This is a genomic window from Bradyrhizobium vignae (assembly GCF_004114425.1).
GTDB lineage: Bacteria > Pseudomonadota > Alphaproteobacteria > Rhizobiales > Xanthobacteraceae > Bradyrhizobium > Bradyrhizobium vignae.
Genome location: NZ_RDQF01000013.1, coordinates 42144 through 59898 on the forward strand (window position 1 = coordinate 42144; position 17755 = coordinate 59898).

Genomic DNA, 17755 nt, shown 5'->3' on the forward strand with positions numbered 1-17755 from the left:
ACAGAATGTCCCGAGGTCCTTGGACAAAATGTCCAATCAGGTCGCTTCCGGCAGCCACACCGTGAATGTACTCCCGGAACCGACGCGGCTTTCGGCCGTGATCTGTCCGCCCTGGCGCTTGATCAGCGTCTGGCTGATGGAGAGGCCGAGCCCGGTGCCTTGCCGCCGCTTCGTCGTGTAGAAGGGGTCGAATATCTTTTCGATCACCTCAGCGCTCATGCCGATGCCGGTGTCGGCGACCTCGATGGCGACGCCCTGCTGGCCTTCGCGCTCGGCATCGAAGGAGCGGAGCGTCAGGGTTCCGCCTTCCGGCATGGCGTGGATCGCGTTGACGATGAGATTGACCAGCACCTGCTGCAACTCGTTGCTGTTCATCAGCACGAGCCGGTTGGCACGATCATCCCTGACCACGGCGATCTCGGTCTTGTTCAGAAGATGCTGCACCAGCGGCAGACAGTCGGAGATGACGCTTGCCGGTGCATGGCGCTCGACATAGCCGGCATATTCCTCCGGCCTCGCAAACTGCAACAGCTTGGTCACGATCTGACTGATGCGGTGAATCTGCTCGTCGAGCAGGCGAAACTCGACCTTCGCCTTGTCGGCATCGCCGCCGAACACGCTGCGGATGACGTCGAGATTGCCCTGCATCACCGCGATCGGATTGTTGATCTCGTGCGCAACGCCGGCGGTGATCTCGCCGATCGCAGCCAGCTTCTCGGACATGATGAGCTGCTTGGTGGTTGCCTCGAGCTTGAGATTGGCGTGCTCGAGGTCGCGGGTGCGCTCGCGCACGCGCACGTTCAGCTCTTCATTCCATTCGCGGAGTTGCCGGTCGCGTTCCTGGATCTGGTCGAGCAGGCTGTCGAGATGAACCGCGACGCGGCCGATCTCGTCGCCCAGTACCGGCATCTTGGTGCGGGCGGAGAGGTTCCCGCGCTCCACCTCGGTGATCGTCGCCGTAACGCGCTCCAGCGGCATGAAGATGGAGCTCGCCCAGCGCAGGAAGATCGGTACGGTCGCGGCGGTGATGATGATGAACGCCGCGATGATGATCACCAATGTCTGGTATTTGGCTTCGCTGAACGGCTTCTCCAGAAAGCCGACATAGAGCATGCCGACCCGCTTGCCGTAACTGTCCACCAGCGGCTCGTAGGCGGAGATGTACCAGTCATTGACCACGAAAGCGCTGTCGAGCCAGGTGCGCCCCTCGCCCAGCACGGCCGAGCGCACCGCCGCCGACACGCGCGTGCCGAGCGCGCGCCGTCCCTCGAACAGGCGGACGTTGGTCGATATCCGTACGTCGTCCAGGAACAGCGTCGCGGTGCCCTGGCTGCCCTCCGGCAGGCTCGCCGCGCGATAGACGAGATCGTTGATCGTGTCGATGAATTCGAGATTCTGGTTGAGCAGTGTGCCGCCGACCAGCGCAGCGGCGCCACCGTCAGGCAGCATCGCCCGGCTGGCCGCATGCACGACCATGCCGCGCGTCTCCGTGCTGCGGTCGGTCGGCACTGCGTTCGGGGTCGGCACGAGGTCCAAGCGCGCGCGCTCGGCCAGGGCCGGCGAAATTGCGGCGAGCTCGTCATTGCCGAAAATGTCGACGCCCGTCGCAGGAGCCTGGCCCGACAGCGCCGACATGATGATCGGCCAGTCACTTCTCGGTCGATGCTGCAGCGGCGGCGACGAGGCCAGGACGTCGCCGTGGCCGTTGGCCAGATACAGGAAATCGAGGCCGATTTCCTTGCGGGTCTCATCGAGCAGATCCTGCAGGGAGCCGCGCGCATCCGGCGCCAGCACCTCGTGGAAGCGGGCCGACAGGCTGAGCGCCCGGAGCTGGACGCCGGTCTTTTCGAGGATGCGGGCGAGATATTGGTGGGCGATGGTGAGATCGCCGTTGACCTTGGAGATCAGGGTCGCGTCGAATTTCGCGTTCCAGCGATAGATCGCAACGCCGAGCAGGAGCGGCAGGATGACCAGCATCGGCAGCAGCGCGATCGCGAGCAGCCGGAAGCGGACGGAGCGTCCCCGCACGGGCTCGCCGCTGCGGCCGCCAGCATCAGACATCCCACAACGCGCATTTGCGGTCGATGGTCTTGCGCGAGATGCCGAGGCGCCGCGCCGCCTCCTCGCGATTGCCATTGACCTCCTTCAGCACGCCGAGAATGTGACGGCGCTCGAGCTCCGCGAGACTGTCGGCAGGCGCCGACTGACCGTTGTCGCGGGGGCCGGCGAAATCGTCGGGGAAGGCGCCGAGGATCAGCGTGCGCTCGATCAGGTTACGCAGTTCGCGCACGTTGCCCGGCCAGTCATAGCTTGCGAGCGCCGCCCGCACCGAGGCGTCGATCGGCACCGGCGGCATGCCGAGCTGAGCCGAGAGCTTGCTCATGAAGATGGTGGCAAGCTCCTGCACGTCATCGCCGCGATCCTTCAGGAGCGGCAGGCGGATCTGCATCACGTTGAGCCGGTAGAACAGATCGGCTCGGAAACGTCCCTTCTCGACCTCCTTCTGCAGCTCGGCATTGGTTGCGAAGATGAAGCGCAGGTCGACCGGAACTTCGCGCTCGGAGCCGACCGGACGGACGCGGCGGTCCTCGAGCACGCGGAGCAGCTTGCTCTGCATCGGCAGCGGCAGCTCCCCGATCTCGTCGAGAAACAGCGTGCCGCCATGCGCATACAGGAACAGGCCCTCGCGCCCCGAATCGGCGCCGGTGAAGGCGCCCTTGATGTGCCCGAACAGCTCGGCCTCAATCATCTCGGGCGGGATCGCCGCGCAATTCACGGGCACGAAGGGCTTGTCGGCGCGATCGGACAGCGAGTGGATCGAGCGCGCGGCGACTTCCTTGCCGGTGCCGGATTCGCCGGTGAGGAGAACCGAGGTCGGCAGGCGCGCGACGCGGGCGATGGTCTCACGCACGCGCAGCGTCGCCGCCGACCGTCCGATCAGATTGTCACGCAGGAACGTGCGGTCGGACGAGGCACGCAAAGCGTAGCGCAGGACATAGTTCTCGCGCTGCAGGCGGACACGGTCGAGGCATCGTGCCACCGCGTTGAGGATCTGGTTGGAGCGGAACGGCTTCAGCACGAAATCGGCCGCACCGGCGCGCAGGGCCTGGATCGCGGTGTCGAGGTCGGCATAGGCGGTGATCAGGATGGCGTCGGCGAAAAAGCCGACGGCGCGCTGCTCGGCGAGCCAGTCGACGCCGTTCTTGCCCGGCATGATGTTATCGAGAATGACGACGTCGTAGCGATTGGAATCGAGCTTGCGCGAAGCCTGGTCGGTATCGGCCGCCTCGTCCACCAGCTTGCAGCGCGGCGCCAGCGTGCGCACCAGGAAATTGCGCATGCCCGGCTCGTCGTCGACGATCAGGATGGAGGCCTGCGCCAGCGCGCTGAACTCCGGCCCTGCAGCTGCCTTGCCGAGCTTGACGGCAGGCTCGCGACCCACCGTGGGGTTTGCGGCTGCGCTTGCCCTCGATGTTGAGAAAGTCATGCCCGATGTTTAAGGTTTGAGATCATCCACCACAATAATCGGCGCCTTTCGCATTGCAGCGAAGCTCCGGCCGTTCCCCCAGGCGCAGCATAGTCAAACGTCCCCGCCGTGAATATTCGCCTTCCTACGGGGCGTCGCTCTTTTCGACCAGGAACACGATGCGCGTCTCGTTGCGCTCGGTGATCTCGACCTTGTCGCCGGTCTCGCGAATCAGGTTCGGAATGTCAATCACCGACAAGGGATCGGTACAGTGAACCTCGAGCTGATCACCCGGCTGCAAAGGCTTGAGCGCCTTGCGCGTCTTGAGGGCGGGCAGCGGGCATTTCAGTCCGGTGAGATCGAGCGTCGTTCTGGCCATGGCCGCAACATGGCGGGACGAAGCGATGGCGTCAACGGAAGGGCCCTAGAGCAGGTCGGCGTAGGACAGGAAGCCCACGTCCTGACCCGGCTCGACATTGGTGATGTCCTCGCCGAGTTCGACGAGTCCGTCAGTCTCGACCAGCGAGGACAACAGCCCGGCTCCTTCGCGCGGGAACTTGATCGCCTCGAGGCCGCCGTCCTCAGCGCGGCGCAGCGAGGCGCGCACATATTCGCGCCGCCCGGCCTTCTTCTTGTAAGTGAACGCCGCCCGCAGCGGGATGGGCGTCAGCGGCTCCGGTAGGCCTCCCCCCAGCGCCAAGGCCGTCGGTCGCACCACATGGACAAACGTCACGAAGCTCGCGACGGGATTGCCCGGCAATCCGATCAGCGGCACGCCGTCGATGATACCCATCGCCACGGGACGGCCGGGCTTGATCGCCATCCGCCACAGCACCAGCGAGCCGACGCTCTCGACCGCCGCCTTGACGTGATCCTCCTCCCCGGTCGAGACGCCGCCGGTGGTGAGGATCAGGTCGTGGTGACCTGCGACCTGCTTCAGGCCGCTCGCAAGTGACGTTCGCTCATCCCGCAGGATGCCGAGGTCGCTGACCTCGCAGCCGAGCCGCCGCAGCATCGTCATCAGCATGAAGCGATTGGAATCAAACAGCTGCGAGGCGGAGCGCGGCTCGCCAGGTGAGGCCAATTCGTCGCCGGTCGAGAACACGGCGACGCGGATGCGCCTGACGACGTCGAGCCTCGTCAGGCCGAATGCGGCGGCGAGCGCGACATGCTGCGGCCGCAAGCGCTGGCCGCCGCGCAGCGCGACGTGACCTTGCGGAATGTCCTCGCCTGCGGGACGGACATTGGCGCCGGGCTTCAGCCCCGGCGGCAACACGATCTTGCCGGACTCATCGATGCGGACGTCCTCCTGCATGAAGACGGTCTCGGCATCCGGCGGCATCGGCGCGCCGGTGAAGATCCGCGCGGTGTGGCCGGGCTTGATTGGCGCTTGCGCAAGCCCGCCGGCCTGGATGCGACCATCGAGCGGGAATGCCTGCTCCGCAGCTTGCGGAAGGTCGGCGTTGCGCACGGCGTAGCCGTCGACCGCGGAGTTGGTGAACGGCGGCAGCGGCAGTGGCGCCGCGTTATCGCGCGCGAGCACGCGCCCGTCGGCATCGACCAGCGCAACAGTCTCGAGATCGGTGATCGCGTTGACGCGTGTCGTGATGAGGCCGACGGCTTCGTCGACCGACATCATCGGGCCGCCGAAGGCAAAGCAATCGTCCGATAATTGCGCCATGGTGCCTCGTCAGCGTATCGCGGTGCTTCTTGCCACCACTTCCTCGACCGGCATCGCCGCAAGCAGCAGCAACGCGGCTACAGCAGGGATATCATCGAGATGGACGGTCGGCAGCCGGGTTTCAACCGCGGTGTCGGTCGCAATCCCGGCAATTCCGGGATCGTCGGGAAAGAGCAGCGGTTTGCCGTTCGCGGCACGATGCACCTCGATCTTGCGATGCGGCTCGCGCTTGAAGCCCTCGACCACGACGACATCGACCGCGGAGAGCTTCTCGAGCAGCTCCGGCAGCCGCGGCTCCGCCGCCCCGCGCAACTCATGCATCAGCGCCCACCGCTTTGACGAAGCGACCAGCACCTCCGCCGCGCCGGCCTCGCGATGGCGCCAGGAATCCTTGCCGGGCACATCGACGTCAAACTGGTGATGCGCATGCTTGATCACGGAGACGCGCAGGCCTTGCGCCTTGAAATGCGGGATCAGCCGCGTCAACAGCGTGGTCTTGCCCGCACCGCTCCAGCCTGCAAGGCCGATGACTTTCATAACCGTTCGATCTCCGCCAACGGCTCGCCAGCCGATGGAACCCGCCGGCCGTCATTGCGAGCGCAGCGAAACAAATCCAGACCGTCACTGCGGATATTATTCTGGATTGCTTCGCTGCGCTCGCAATGACGACGAGGCGGCATTTCGCTCTCTTGCCGCCATGCTTATATCGGCTTGACCCGAATGTCATGCTAACCTCGCCGCCATGATGAAGATCGACAAAGCCCCGGTGCCCCTGATCGTCCCCAATCCGGACGACCCGCGCCTGACCCAGAGCGTGACCGGCACTGACCAGACCGGCGCCAGGGTCGAGATCAAGGTCCCGATGGAGCGGCCACTGACGCTCTACCTGAATGCCCAGGAGATCGTCACCATGATGACGATCGGCGATTACCCCGAATATCTGGCGCTCGGCTATCTGCTGAACCAGAACATGCTGAAATATAATGACGTGGTCACCGAGGTCGAATACGACGACGACCTCCAGGTGGTCGTCGTGCGCACCGAGCACCACACCAATTTCGAGGCCAAGCTGAAGAAGCGCACGCAGACCTCGGGCTGCGCGCAGGGCACCGCCTTCGGCGACCTCTTGGAGGCGGTCGAGAGCGCCGCGCTGCCCAAGGCGGAGCTGCGCACCTCTTGGCTCTACCAGATGACGCAGACCATCAACACCATGCCCTCGCTCTACCTTGAGGCCGGCGCGATCCATGGCTGCGTGCTGTGCAAGGAGGGCACGCCGCTCTGCTACACCGAGGACGTCGGCCGCCACAATGCCGTCGACAAGATCGCAGGCTGGATGTATCGCCACGGCGTCGATCCCTCCGACAAGATCCTCTACACCACGGGACGCCTCACCTCGGAGATGGTGATCAAGACCGTGCGCATGGGCATTCCAATCCTGGTCTCGCGCTCCGGCTTCACCGCCTGGGGCGTCGACCTCGCCAGGCAGGTCGGGCTGACGCTGGTCGGCCGCACCCGCGGCAAGCGCTTCATTGCGCTCGCGGGCGAGGAGCGCATCGTCTACGACCAGAACCTCGCCTATGTGGAAGAGGAGTCCGCCAAGCACAAGCGCAAGGGTGAAGGCGGTGACGACTGACATCCCCGCCACGAGTGTTCCTTCGACTCTTGGCGTGCTGCTCGCCGGCGGTCTCGCGCGGCGCATGGGCGGCGGCGACAAGCCGATGCGCACCATCGGCGGCCGCACCATTCTGGAGCGCGTGATCGCGCGCCTTTCGCCCCAGTGCAGCGGGCTGATCCTCAACGCCAACGGCGATCCCGCCCGCTTCGCCGCGTTCGGCTTGCAAGTCGTCGCCGACGACGTGCCCGGCTTCCCCGGCCCGCTCGCCGGCATCCTCGCCGCGCTCGACTGGACCGCGGCGAACCGGCCGGAGATCGAATGGGTGCTCAGCGCCGCCGGCGACTGCCCGTTCCTGCCGCGCGATCTCGTCGCACGGCTACATGACGCGCGCGCGCGTGAGAACGCGCAGCTCGTGGTCGCCGCATCAGGCGAGCAGTCGCATCCGGTGATCGGCCTGTGGCGCGTCGCCTTGCGCGACGAACTGCGCCACGCCCTTGTCGTCGAAGACCTCCGCAAGATCGACCGCTGGACGGCACGCTATCCGCTGGCGACGGTGACATGGCCGACCGAGCCGCTCGATCCATTCTTCAATGCGAACACGGTCGAGGACATTGCCGAGGCCGAGCGGCTGGCGGCGCTGGATGACGCGTCCTAAGGCGGTGCATTGAGCTCTGGCCGTGACCCGGGATAGACCCAGCTGGTATCTACGCGGGCCGGAAGCCGGCGCGCTCGAGTGCTACGCGGGCCGCGTCCGAGCCGAGCGCATCGAGAAAGGCCTGCACTGCCGGCCGGTGTTTGCGCGCCGTCACCAGCGCGAAGTCATAATGCTCTTCCGCCAGCGGAATGAAGCCGAGGCTGGCCGCATGGGCGACCGGCGCGATCGTCATGCCCCAGTCCGCGCGGCGCTGGGCGACGGCCGCCGCCACCGCATTGTGCGAACGCGGCTGGTTCCAGTAGCCGTCCGGCCGTACGCCGCCGAGCAGCCGGTCGATCAGGATGCGCGTGCCGGCGCCCTGGTTGCGGTTGACCATGATGCAGCTGGAGTCCGCGAGCGCGGCAGCGACCGCATCCTTCGCGTTCAGGCCCTGGAAGCGCGTGTCGCCCTTTCGGAAGACGATGCCCTGCATCCGCCGCCAGCCTGGGACGAGCTCGAGCCCGTCGACGAGATAAGGCGTGTTGTAGGTCTCGCTCCTGTCGTCGAACAGGTGGATCGGCGCGAGATCGCATTCGCCGCGCTTGGCCGCTGCGAGGCCGCCGAGGCTGCCGACCGCAATGGAACGCACGGTCAGGCCGGCATGCGCGACTTGTGCGGTGACGAGATCGAGGCCGGTGCAATGGCTGCCGACAATGACGAGATCGGGCACGCGCACATGCGGCGTGAATAGCGTCACCTCTGTCGCGGTCCCAGCCGGCATCTGATCGGCGAGCGCGTCGATGCGCAGGAATCCATCGGCCTGTGCAAATGACGTGATCGCACCAGAGCCCTTGCCGGAGGGATAGGCAATCAGGCCATCCCTGCCCTGGACCAGCGAGACCATGACGAATTCGGTGCGGCCGAGCTCGGACGCAATGCGCACCGGCACGGTCGCGCTGACCTTGGCATCGGAGCGCGGCGGCAGGCCGGCCATCCTGCGCAGCACCGGCACGATCATATCGTGGAAGGTGAACATCGCCGAGGTTGGGAAGCCCGGCAGTATCACCACCGGCTTGCCGTCGCAGACCGCAAGGCAAAGCGGCTTGCCGGGCTTGAGCGCCACACCATGCGCAATGATGCCGGGCGCGCCGAGTCGGCCGATGATGCGATGGGAGAGATCGCCCGCGCCTTTCGACGTCCCCCCCGACAGCACCAGCATGTCGGCATCCGCAAGCGCGCTGCACATGGCGGCTTCGAGCCTGGCTTCATCGTCGGGAATGGCACCGAGGAAAACGGCCTCGCCACCATTCTCGTCGACCGCGGCCGCGACGATGGCGCCGTTGGTATCGTAGATTTCGGCAGGTCCGAGCGGCTGGCCGGGCTGAACCAGTTCGTCGCCGGTGGAGATCACGGCAACCCGCGGCCGGCGCGCGACACTCACCTCGGCAATGCCGCAAGCCGCCAGCATGCCGATCTCGCGCGAGCCCATGACGGTGCCGGCGCGCAGCAGCGCCTCGCCGCGCGCGATGTCGGATCCGGCGTATGAGACGAACTGCCCCGGCGAGACGGCGCGGCGGACATCGATCGCATCCGGCCCGGCCGGCTGGGTGTGCTCGACCATGACCACGGCATCGGCGCCGCGCGGCAGCGGACCGCCGGTGGCAATCGGCGTCGCAGTCCCGGCGGCCACCTGCAGCGACGACGCGGTGCCGCAATGAATTGTCTCGCCATTCAACGCAAGGCGCACGGGCGCGCCCTCGCCGGCCCCCGCGAGGTCGGCAGAGCGCACGGCAAAGCCGTCGACATTGGAGCGGTCGAACGGCGGCACGTCGATCGGCGCGGTAATGTCCTCGGCGAGCGCCGCGCCGAGCGCAGCGGCGAGCTTGCGCGTTTCGCTGCGAAGCGCGCGCGGCAACAAGGCCGCCTCGAAGCGCACCAGGGCCTCCTCGCGCGAGAGGATCTTGAGGAACTGCTCCTGTTCGAGCGCGCTGCGGTCTGGTGATTTCGGGATCATCGTCATGCCAGGACCCATATCACTCCCGCATCGGATGGGCATCCACCGGCGTACCTGCCGCAAATCCCTCGTGACTGGCAGGAATGAGCAGCCATGCGTCCGCACCGGCGATGGCCTGAAGCGGCCATTCTCGCACGGCAAGCGGCAGCCAGGCACGATGTTCCTCGGCCAGCAAAGCGATCTCAGCGATGCCGACACTGGATGCGATTTTTCGCGCGAGCGGCAGGGACACTTTTAGTCGCGGCCGACGCGCCGACAAACGGTCGACGAGCGGCAGCACGAGCGCGAGCCACGCCGCAAGCGCAGAATCGGGCGAGCCGGGCAAGGCGACGACGGGAACTCGTCCGAGCCGTCCGACCGCGGCGGTGCGCCCGGGCTGGAGCGCAAGGCCGTGCGCCATCACCTCGCCGCGCTGCGCCAGGGCCGTGATGGCGGCGTCCTGTCGGCCGACGCCGCTACCGCCGATGGACAGCAGAAGATCGCAGGAGGACGCATCAAGCACGTCGGCAATCGATGCTGCATCGCGTGCACGGGCTTGACGCGTTTCCGCGTTCAATCCCGTGGCGCGCGCGATCCCGGCAATCAGATGCATCGTTGCCGTTGCGCCCGGCACGTTCACGATGTGCAGTCGGGGCCGCCGCACGCCGATTTTCTCCAGGCCCGCAACGCGCGCGAGCAGCAGATCCGTCGCACCGATCGGACAGCCCTCGGCACCGGCTGGCGTGCGTTCCACGATGTCGCTACCGGCGCGCCGAACGCCCTGCCCCGGCACGCCCTCCGCCAGCACCTGGGCGAGCGGCCCCGCCACCTCCACCGCGTCGGCATCGAGCACACAATCGCAGCCCGCAGGCATCGCGTCGCCGGCCTCGACCCACGACGGCAGTTTAGTCAAAGGCAGCGGCGAGTAAGCGGACGCACCGACGAGATCATTGGCGGATAACGCCCAACCGTCTGCGGCCGCAATGTCGCGCGAAGGATAGGCGGCAGGCAGCGGAGTGCCCGCCGCGATGCAGCCGATCGCGTCCGCCAGCGGCACCTCCACCGGCGCCACGGGATCAACGCCTCGCAGCAAAGCGGCGAGCGCGGTGTCGAGCGGCGTGAGCGAGGATGGCAGGCGTTGGGTCATGCGCCATGATGGATCACGCATCGTCCGGTTTGGCAACCGCCGGCGACGACGGCCTCAGCCGCCGGACCTGTCCGAATTGGGGAAGAACAGCTGCTGCCCGTCGACCTTGTAGCCGGCGATCGCTGTCTGCCCCTCCGGCGACGTCAGCCAGTCGATGAAGGTCTGCGCGAGGTCCTTCTTCACGTTCGGGAACTTCTCGGGGCTCACGAGCATCACGCCATACTGGTTGAGCAGTCGCCGGTCGCCTTCGACGACGATGTCGAGATCGCCGCGATCCCTGAAGCCGGTCCAGCTGCCGCGATCCGACAGCACATAGGCGTTGGCCGCACGCGCGGCCTCGAGCGCCGCATCCATGCCCTGCTTGGCCTCGCGATACCAGGCGCCCTTGGCGCTCGCGATGTCGATGCCGGCGACGATCCAAAGCGCGAGTTCCGCGGCGTGAGTGCCCGACCGATCGCCACGCGTCACGAACGGCGCGCCCTTGGCTTCGATCGCTTTCAGCGCCGTCGCGATGTCCTTGCCCTTCACGCCCGCAGGATCGCTCTTCGGCCCGATCAACACATAATCGTTGTACATCACGTCGTAGCGCTTCACGCCAAAGCCGTCGGCAACGAATTTCTCCTCCTGAGGCCTCGCGTGCATCAGCACGACGTCGACCTCGCCCCGTCGCGCCCCATCGAGCACTTCGTCGGCGCGCCGTGCGATCACGGTGACGTCGATGCCGGTCTTGTCGCGGAAGATCGGCAGCAGATAGTTGAGCAGGCCGGACTCCTGCGTCGCCGTCGTCGTCGCGAGGACTATGCCGCGGTCCTGCGCGGACGACGCGGCAACGCCCGCAGCAAGGCCGCAGAGAAGCGCGGCGGCAACGGATAGGCGGCCCATGATCAAGTTCCCCACTGGCTATGACGCGATCATGATGATCGATTGCGCCGCGCTCGTGACGCGCTTGCGCTGCTTAGCCGGGAAACTTCGGCAACGCAGAGCGCTCTGGGATCGTTCACCAGAGCAGAAATCGCGCGTGCGGATGTGTTGCAAAGCAGCGAGATGATCGGGCATGGTTCCCGCGCCGAACTGGTCCACGCCGGCCAGGCCGATTGCGGCATTGCGACGCGCGCCGCGGCGCGCTCGGCCGGTCTCGATTTCGTGCCGCTGGTCTGGGAGAACTTTGACCTCGCGATGCGGCAGCGCAGCTATTTCCGCCCTGCCATGCAGGCCTTGCTCCGCTTCCTGAACGAACGGCGGCTGCGCCAGCGTGCCGAGGAGCTGACCGGCTACGATCCCTCGCCCGCACGGCTGATCCGCTTCGCGGCCTGACGTTGACGCCCGCCCCCAAACAGTTGCAAAAGAAACCAATTCAGCCGGGCATACCCGGACGCAACACCGGCCAACGAGCCGGCTCAGGGGAGGACAGCGTGAACCCAACCAGATTTGGACTGCCGGTCGCGGCCGCTTTGACTGCGGCGCTGCTTTCAGGTGCGGCGTCGGCGCAGGTTTCCGACGACGTCGTCAAGATCGGCGTGCTCACCGACATGAACGGCCCGGCCTCGGCGCCGACCGGCCAGGGCTCGGTGACGGCGGCGCAAATGGCGATCGACGATTTCGGCGGCACCGTGCTCGGCAAGCCGATCAGCGTCGTGATCGGCGACCACCAGCTCAAGGCCGATGTCGGCGGCGCGATTGCGCGGCGCTGGTACGACGTCGACCACGTCGATCTGATCGTCGACGTGCCGGTCTCGGCGGTCGGGCTCGCGGTGCAGAACATCGCCAACGAGAAGAAGCGGCTGTTCATCACCCACTCCACCGGCACCGCGGATTTCCACGGCAAGTTCTGCTCGCCTTACGCGATCCAATGGGTGTTCGACACCCGCGCGCTCGCGGTCGGCACCGCGGACGCCGTGGTCAAGCGCGGCGGCGACAGCTGGTTCTTCATCACCGACGACTACGCCTTCGGCCATTCGCTGGAGCGCGACGCCTCCGCCGTCGTCACCGCCAATGGCGGCAAGGTGCTGGGCTCGGTGCGGCCGCCGCTGGCAACGCCGGACCTCTCCTCATTCGTGCTGCAGGCGCAGGCCTCCAAGGCCAAGATCATCGGCATTGCTGCCGGCCCCCCCAACAACATGAACGAGATCAAGACCGGCGCCGAGTTCGGCGTGTTCAAGGGCGGCCAGCAGATGGCGGCGCTACTGGCGCTGATCACCGACATCCACGGCCTCGGCCTGCAAGCGGCGCAAGGCCTGCTCCTGACCACGTCGTTCTACTGGGACATGGACGACAAGACCCGCGAATGGTCGAAGCGCTATTTTGCCAAGATGAACAAGATGCCGTCGATGTGGCAGGCCGGCGTTTATTCCAGCGTGATGCACTATCTCAACGCCATCAAGGAGACCGGCACCGACGATCCGCTCAAGGTCGCGGCCAAGATGCGCGAGAAGCCGATCGAGGATTTCTTCGCCCGCAACGGCAAACTGCGCGAGGACAATCTGATGGTGCACGACCTCTGGCTGGTGCAGGTGAAGACGCCGGAGGAGAGCAAATATCCGTGGGACTATTACAGGATCCTCACGACCATCTCCGGCGACAAGGCGTTCGGTCCGCCGGACCCGGCATGTGCGCTGGTGAAGAAGTGACGAGGTAGCCGTCATTCCGGGGCGGTCCGCAGGACCGAACTACGGTGCGCAATTGCGCACCTGAGAATCTCGAGATTCCGGGTTCGCGCTTCGTGCGCCAGGGAATGACCGCTACGCGGTCACTTCACCACGCCGATCTCGCGAAAGTACTTCATCACGCCCGGATGGATCAGCTGCACCTTCGGCGCGGCCGCGACCGTGTTCGCGGCCGTGGTCTCGCAGGCCTGCGCGAGCTTCCTGCAGAACGTCGCCTCGATACCGTGCAGCGTCTTCGCGAGCCGATAGGCGACATCGTCGGGCAGATCCTCGCGCGTCAGCACGAAGCTCCACGAGCCGAGCGAAGCGATCGGCTCGGACTGTTTCGGATAGCTGCCGGCCGGCACGGTGAGCGGCTTCAGGAACGCATGCTTGGCGCGGATGCGCGCGATCTCTTCGGCATTGGGCGCGATGAAGCGCGCGCCCGATGCGCTCGAGGCGACCGCGGCAAAACCGGGCCAGCCGATGCCGGCGCCCCAGAGCGCGGCGACGCGGCCGTCCTCGACCATCGCAGGGCCGTCGCCGGCGCGGTCGAGATAGATCGCCTTGAAGTCCTCGTCCTGGTTCAGGCCGAGGCCATCGAGTACATAGCGCGCCAGGATCGGCAGGCCGGAGCCTTTGGCGCCGAACGCGACGGGCTGGCCAACGAGATCGCGAATGGTCCTGTAGGGACTGTCCGCGCGCACCACGAACATGCCGGGGTTGGAATAGATCGCCGTGAGAATCTTCAATCGTACCGGCGCACGGCCGATGCCGGCGAAGGCCTCATAGGCCGGCTCGCCCGCGACCAGCGCAAGATCGAGCTCGCCTTTCTCCAGCAGCGGGATGTTCTCGTTGCTGCCCTTGGTGTTGCGCGGTGCGATGGAAATTTCCGGATCGGCCGCGTTCATCACCTCGGCGAAGGCATTGCCATAGAGCGGGAAGCCGCCGCCGGGTGTCGCGGTGCCGAGGCTGAGAGTAGTGGTCGGAATGGCCGTGCCTCCGGTTTGGGCGGCGGCGGAGCTGGCGAGCAGCGCCGCACTGATGAGCATCATCGCGAATCTCATGGTCGCTCCCGGCGGGCCTGCGTCAACATCGACTTGCGGCGATGTAGGCAGCCGCGCGTTTTTGTGAAAGCATGCCCTCCAACGACAATAAAGCAATGGGAGGCGTCATGTTGCGAATTTTGCGTAACGGTGTTTTCGGGCTCGCAGTTCTCTTAGGTCTTTTCAGCGCCACCCCTCCCGCCGCCGCCGGCTACCCCGACCGTCCCGTGCACTGGCTGATCGGCTTTGCCGCCGGCGGCCCGGTCGACATCGTGGCGCGGATCATGGCGCAGTGGCTGTCGGACCGTCTCGGCCAGCAATTCATCGTCGAGAACCGCACCGGATCCGGCGGCAACATCGCCGCGGCTGCCGCGATCAATTCGCCTCCGGACGGCTACACGCTGCTGTTCGTCGCGCCCAACAACGCGATTTCGACCTCGCTCTACAAGAAGCTGCCGTTCGACTTTTTGCGCGACACCGTGCCGGTGGCCAGCATCATGCAGCTCACCAACATGCTGGTCGTCTCCAACGCGTTTCCGCCGAAGACGGTCCAGGAGTTCATCGACTATTGCAAGGCCAATCCCGGCAAGATCTCCTTTGCCTCCTCCGGCAACGGCACCTCGGTGCACATGTCGGCCGAGCTGTTCAAGGTGATGACGAAGTGCGACATGGTGCACGTGCCCTATCGCGGCTCGGCCATCGCCTTCCCCGACATCATCTCCAACAAGGTGCAGCTGATCTTCGACAATCTGCCCTCGGCGATGGAGCAGGTGAAAGGCGGCAATGTCCGCGCGCTCGGCGTGACCTCGCCGCAGCGCTGGCCGAGCGTGCCCGACGTGCCCGCGATCGCCGAGACCGTGCCGGGATTCGAATCGGTCGGCTTCTACGGCATCTCCGCGCCGAAGGGCACGCCGCCCGAGGTGATCGAGATCCTCAACAAGGCCGTCGGCGAAGCGCTGAAGGACCCCAAGCTGGTCGCGCGCCTCACTGAGGTCGGCGGCCTCCCCAAGCCGATGACGCCCGCCGAGTTCGGCAAGCTGGTCGCGGACGAAACCGAGAAGTGGCGCAAGGTGGTGGAGTTCGCCGGGGTCTCCGTGGACTAGGCGGCGGCCCGTCCGCTTGCTTGCGAGACATCTGTGGGGACCGTGCGGTCCCCCTCAGACAAAAAGTCGAAAAACAACCCCATGCACAGTAGACGAGGCCAGCAATTACAAGGGGTTACGGAAGCACGAAACGAGCCTTGCCGTAAGCTCGATTTGACCCGTCGGGCAAAACAGGACTATAAGGGCATCATCGCAGATTTCGGGTATTCAAAAATTCGGGCGCTGGCGCTCCTTCCGCCGGCGCGATGAGATTTGGATGAATCGTCATCGCGCTTTAGGTTGTTGTTTACGCATGACCTTTCCGGAAAACCGCTTCGCACTTTTCCGGATCATGCTTTGGCGCCAGCATTGCACCCCCGCCTTCATCCCTGTAAACGAACCGCGCACCGTTGCCGGCCGCGTGTTCCCGCGAGCCGCCTCGCGGCGGGGCCTGTAGCTCAATGGTTAGAGCCGGCCGCTCATAACGGTCTGGTTGCAGGTTCGAGTCCTGCCGGGCCCACCAATAAAATCAGTAACTTATGAGGGATGATTTCGTTTCATCGGAAGCACCGCACCAGATATCGCACCAGATACGTGCGCCTTTCGTTCGCCAGCCGAATCACGTCTGGCGATCTTTTCCACAGCATCGGACAAATAGTCGGGATGGTGATGACCATAGGTGTTGAGCAACACCTCTAGCGACATCCCGAGATAGCCAGCTGCCTGCCAAGGATCCGCACCTCTCTGCATGAGCCAGGTCGCTGCGGTGTGCCGCAAAGTGTGAGGGGAGATTCCCGGGCCGAGTCCTGCGAGCCTGACAGCACTCTTGAATGCCGTCTTGACTGAGCTCACAGCCTTTCCATTGTACTCCACAAAATGCTTCGCCTCTGGATTAACTCGGTGCCAGCGCCGCAGGTGCGCGAGCAAGCGCAAGGGGATCGGCACGGTCGGTTGCCGTTTGTTGGTTTTCGCGCTGCCCTGCTTCAGGCGATAGTAGCGGCCACGCTCTAAGTCGACGTAAGAGCGACCAATCGCCGGAATGGGAGATGCAGCTGCGATAGCTCCGGCACGAGTTCCACTGTAGATCCCCAATAAAATAAACCGTGCAAGATGGCGCAATGGACGCTTGCTTGTCGGGACCTTCACATCGTCGGTCGGCCGACGCGAGCCCTTTTGCATTTCGCGATAGCGCCAGCAGGTCCAAATCAGTTTGGCCGCATCGCTTCGCGTCAGCCACTTGTCTCTAGGTTGGCCCTTCTCTGGCAGCGATATCTTGACGATCTCCCGATGATATCCTTCGGCCGCATGGAGACCAATGGCTGCGCGGAGGTCTTCAAGGTCTCGGCGCGCGCCTCCCCTCTTGGCGCGCTTCTTGGCGTACGAGCGACAGGCCTCCCCATTTACCTCGCCCAGCATTTTTGCTCCCCACCAGTCGTTCAACCGCTCGATCCGCTTTTTGAACTTGCGGATATCGGGGATGGTGTCTTCGCTCTCGCTATCAACATTGAAACGGGCGCGAAGCTTGTCCAATTGCGCATCCAAATAGATTGAGAGGACGTCCGCGACGGCGATATCGTCAATGTGACGAATTCGTCGCTTGGGCGTGTGTTTAGACGTGATGTAATCCCTTAGTTTTTCTTCCGCGGCCGCAATCTCATCTGCAGCGCAGCCCGTGCCGACATCCCGGCCGTTGTCTCTGATGATCCAGGTCGCTTGGTGGGTGATCTTTCCGCTTTTGTTTCGGCGGGCGGCCTTAAGCTGGAGTCTGGCCCCCTTGCTTCTTCGCGGCATAGCTCTCGCATCCGTTCGATATGAGCCAGGGTCGTAAATTCCTTGCCGGCAATCTTCTCGATAACCAATCGGTTACGATCGCGCTCGCGACGTAGGCCCGCGACCGTCATTCCTCCCAGAGGGAACGCGATCTTCACGGCATCAACAAGGCGAAGAGGGGTATCGGGTGTAATTTCAGGTTGCGCTCGATTTGACATCGACGCTTGTCAGCTGTTGTGGGGGCTTACACGAGCAGTCCCACTATCTTCGCAAAGGCAAATCTCCGCATAAAGGCACCACGCTCCTTAGTCGCACAATCGAGTGCGTCCTCGACCAATCGAGTAGGTGAGCGTAGCCGCGAGCAGGCGCGCTGGCCGCCGGGCTCGCCACCAAAGAAGCCATCGATACTCCCGACGCGAAGGCTTGCGACGTACTCGGTAGGAGGAACGATCCGATATTTGACGTCCTGGTCGGGATCGAGGCCGGCCGCGGCCAGATAATTACGAAGCTGCAGGGTCTGGTGGCTCTGTTCGAACGGAACGGCGAAGGTGAAGCCCTTCCAGTTCTTCGGATCTCGATTATCCTTGTGCTTGTTCGCGAGGACGAGGGAGTTTCCATTCTGATTCAGGATGGTAAGCACCTTAATCGACTGGACATTGCCCTCGAGGCCTGCCGTCAT

The 17755-nt window shown here is 65.0% G+C and carries 16 protein-coding genes and 1 tRNA gene; 6 read left to right on the plus strand and 11 right to left on the minus strand.

The annotated features are described in order from the left end of the window. Positions 1–36 precede the first annotated feature (36 nt). The 5 genes from EAV90_RS13600 to mobB form a co-directional block, all read right to left on the minus strand. On the minus strand, positions 37–2061 hold the full coding sequence (locus EAV90_RS13600; RefSeq protein ID WP_122405081.1) for a sensor histidine kinase: 2025 nt from the start codon (positions 2059–2061) through the stop codon (positions 37–39). Further along, entirely contained in the window at positions 2054–3487 is a 1434-nt protein-coding gene (locus EAV90_RS13605; protein ID WP_122405082.1) for a sigma-54-dependent transcriptional regulator, read from the minus strand. The genes EAV90_RS13600 and EAV90_RS13605 overlap by 8 nt, the downstream gene beginning before the upstream one ends. A 124-nt stretch (positions 3488–3611) precedes the next feature. Next, positions 3612–3845, minus strand: a complete 234-nt coding sequence (locus EAV90_RS13610) for a sulfurtransferase TusA family protein (RefSeq protein WP_122405083.1) — start codon at positions 3843–3845, stop codon at positions 3612–3614. Positions 3846–3890: 45 nt separating this feature from the next. Beyond that, on the minus strand, positions 3891–5147 hold the full coding sequence (locus tag EAV90_RS13615) for a molybdopterin molybdotransferase MoeA (protein ID WP_129143616.1): 1257 nt from the start codon (positions 5145–5147) through the stop codon (positions 3891–3893). 9 nt (positions 5148–5156) lie between these two features. Next, positions 5157–5684, minus strand: a complete 528-nt coding sequence (gene mobB / locus EAV90_RS13620; RefSeq protein ID WP_122405085.1) for a molybdopterin-guanine dinucleotide biosynthesis protein B — start codon at positions 5682–5684, stop codon at positions 5157–5159. 205 nt (positions 5685–5889) lie between these two features. Here mobB and EAV90_RS13625 point away from each other — a divergent pair, with 205 nt between their 5' ends. Further along, positions 5890–6780 carry a formate dehydrogenase accessory sulfurtransferase FdhD gene (locus EAV90_RS13625; RefSeq protein ID WP_122405086.1) on the plus strand — a complete coding sequence of 297 codons (891 nt, stop codon included), beginning with the start codon at positions 5890–5892 and terminating at the stop codon, positions 6778–6780. Next, positions 6725–7417, plus strand: coding sequence for a molybdenum cofactor guanylyltransferase MobA (gene mobA, locus EAV90_RS13630; protein WP_245509499.1), 693 nt, complete (start codon positions 6725–6727; stop codon positions 7415–7417). Before EAV90_RS13625 ends, mobA begins: the two co-directional genes overlap by 56 nt. Before the next feature lie 49 nt (positions 7418–7466). Here the strand turns inward: mobA and EAV90_RS13635 are convergent, their stop codons facing one another. The 3 genes from EAV90_RS13635 to EAV90_RS13645 are packed head-to-tail and all read right to left on the minus strand — an operon-like array spanning position 7467 to position 11418. Beyond that, positions 7467–9416, minus strand: coding sequence for a molybdopterin biosynthesis protein (locus EAV90_RS13635; RefSeq protein ID WP_164936907.1), 1950 nt, complete (start codon positions 9414–9416; stop codon positions 7467–7469). A 13-nt stretch (positions 9417–9429) separates the two neighbouring features. Continuing rightward, the gene (locus EAV90_RS13640) at positions 9430–10536 is read right to left on the minus strand and encodes a molybdopterin-binding protein (RefSeq protein WP_129143618.1); all 1107 of its coding nucleotides are present in this window, start codon (positions 10534–10536) and stop codon (positions 9430–9432) included. A 54-nt stretch (positions 10537–10590) separates the two neighbouring features. After that, positions 10591–11418: an ABC transporter substrate-binding protein gene (locus tag EAV90_RS13645; RefSeq protein WP_122405090.1), complete on the minus strand. Its 828-nt coding sequence runs from the start codon at positions 11416–11418 to the stop codon at positions 10591–10593. 129 nt (positions 11419–11547) lie between these two features. Here EAV90_RS13645 and EAV90_RS39450 point away from each other — a divergent pair, with 129 nt between their 5' ends. Then, on the plus strand, positions 11548–11850 hold the full coding sequence (locus EAV90_RS39450) for a substrate-binding domain-containing protein (RefSeq protein ID WP_407194493.1): 303 nt from the start codon (positions 11548–11550) through the stop codon (positions 11848–11850). A 98-nt stretch (positions 11851–11948) separates the two neighbouring features. Beyond that, positions 11949–13163 (plus strand): ABC transporter substrate-binding protein, encoded by a 1215-nt coding sequence (locus tag EAV90_RS13655; RefSeq protein ID WP_129143619.1) that lies wholly within the window; start codon positions 11949–11951, stop codon positions 13161–13163. A 119-nt stretch (positions 13164–13282) separates the two neighbouring features. On the opposite strand, the gene EAV90_RS13660 is transcribed toward EAV90_RS13655, so the two are convergent. Next, complete coding sequence (locus tag EAV90_RS13660; RefSeq protein ID WP_407121628.1) at positions 13283–14233, minus strand: TAXI family TRAP transporter solute-binding subunit; 951 nt, start codon at positions 14231–14233, stop codon at positions 13283–13285. 119 nt (positions 14234–14352) lie between these two features. Between EAV90_RS13660 and EAV90_RS13665 the strand changes: the two genes are divergently transcribed. Both EAV90_RS13665 and EAV90_RS13670 read left to right on the plus strand, forming a co-directional pair. Then, the gene (locus tag EAV90_RS13665) at positions 14353–15327 is read left to right on the plus strand and encodes a Bug family tripartite tricarboxylate transporter substrate binding protein (protein ID WP_164936908.1); all 975 of its coding nucleotides are present in this window, start codon (positions 14353–14355) and stop codon (positions 15325–15327) included. Positions 15328–15753: 426 nt separating this feature from the next. Further along, positions 15754–15829: transfer RNA gene (locus tag EAV90_RS13670), tRNA-Ile, on the plus strand. 14 nt (positions 15830–15843) lie between these two features. On the opposite strand, the gene EAV90_RS13675 is transcribed toward EAV90_RS13670, so the two are convergent. After that, complete coding sequence (locus EAV90_RS13675) at positions 15844–17097, minus strand: tyrosine-type recombinase/integrase (RefSeq protein ID WP_164936909.1); 1254 nt, start codon at positions 17095–17097, stop codon at positions 15844–15846. 223 nt (positions 17098–17320) lie between these two features. Then, on the minus strand, positions 17321–17755 hold the full coding sequence (locus EAV90_RS40495; protein WP_245509500.1) for an ABC transporter substrate-binding protein: 435 nt from the start codon (positions 17753–17755) through the stop codon (positions 17321–17323).

Bases quoted from the DNA above. Each gene is read 5' to 3' on its own strand.
- EAV90_RS13600 (WP_122405081.1), bottom strand. From the start codon at position 2,061: ATGTCTGATGCTGGCGGCCGCAGCGGCGAGCCCGTGCGGGGACGCTCC.
- EAV90_RS13605 (WP_122405082.1), bottom strand. From the start codon at position 3,487: ATGACTTTCTCAACATCGAGGGCAAGCGCAGCCGCAAACCCCACGGTG.
- EAV90_RS13610 (WP_122405083.1), bottom strand. From the start codon at position 3,845: ATGGCCAGAACGACGCTCGATCTCACCGGACTGAAATGCCCGCTGCCC.
- EAV90_RS13615 (WP_129143616.1), bottom strand. From the start codon at position 5,147: ATGGCGCAATTATCGGACGATTGCTTTGCCTTCGGCGGCCCGATGATG.
- mobB (WP_122405085.1), bottom strand. From the start codon at position 5,684: ATGAAAGTCATCGGCCTTGCAGGCTGGAGCGGTGCGGGCAAGACCACG.
- EAV90_RS13625 (WP_122405086.1), top strand. From the start codon at position 5,890: ATGATGAAGATCGACAAAGCCCCGGTGCCCCTGATCGTCCCCAATCCG.
- mobA (WP_245509499.1), top strand. From the start codon at position 6,725: ATGTGGAAGAGGAGTCCGCCAAGCACAAGCGCAAGGGTGAAGGCGGTG.
- EAV90_RS13635 (WP_164936907.1), bottom strand. From the start codon at position 9,416: ATGACGATGATCCCGAAATCACCAGACCGCAGCGCGCTCGAACAGGAG.
- EAV90_RS13640 (WP_129143618.1), bottom strand. From the start codon at position 10,536: ATGACCCAACGCCTGCCATCCTCGCTCACGCCGCTCGACACCGCGCTC.
- EAV90_RS13645 (WP_122405090.1), bottom strand. From the start codon at position 11,418: ATGGGCCGCCTATCCGTTGCCGCCGCGCTTCTCTGCGGCCTTGCTGCG.
- EAV90_RS13660 (WP_407121628.1), bottom strand. From the start codon at position 14,233: ATGATGCTCATCAGTGCGGCGCTGCTCGCCAGCTCCGCCGCCGCCCAA.
- EAV90_RS13665 (WP_164936908.1), top strand. From the start codon at position 14,353: ATGTTGCGAATTTTGCGTAACGGTGTTTTCGGGCTCGCAGTTCTCTTA.
- EAV90_RS13675 (WP_164936909.1), bottom strand. From the start codon at position 17,097: ATGCCGCGAAGAAGCAAGGGGGCCAGACTCCAGCTTAAGGCCGCCCGC.
- EAV90_RS40495 (WP_245509500.1), bottom strand. From the start codon at position 17,755: ATGACGGCAGGCCTCGAGGGCAATGTCCAGTCGATTAAGGTGCTTACC.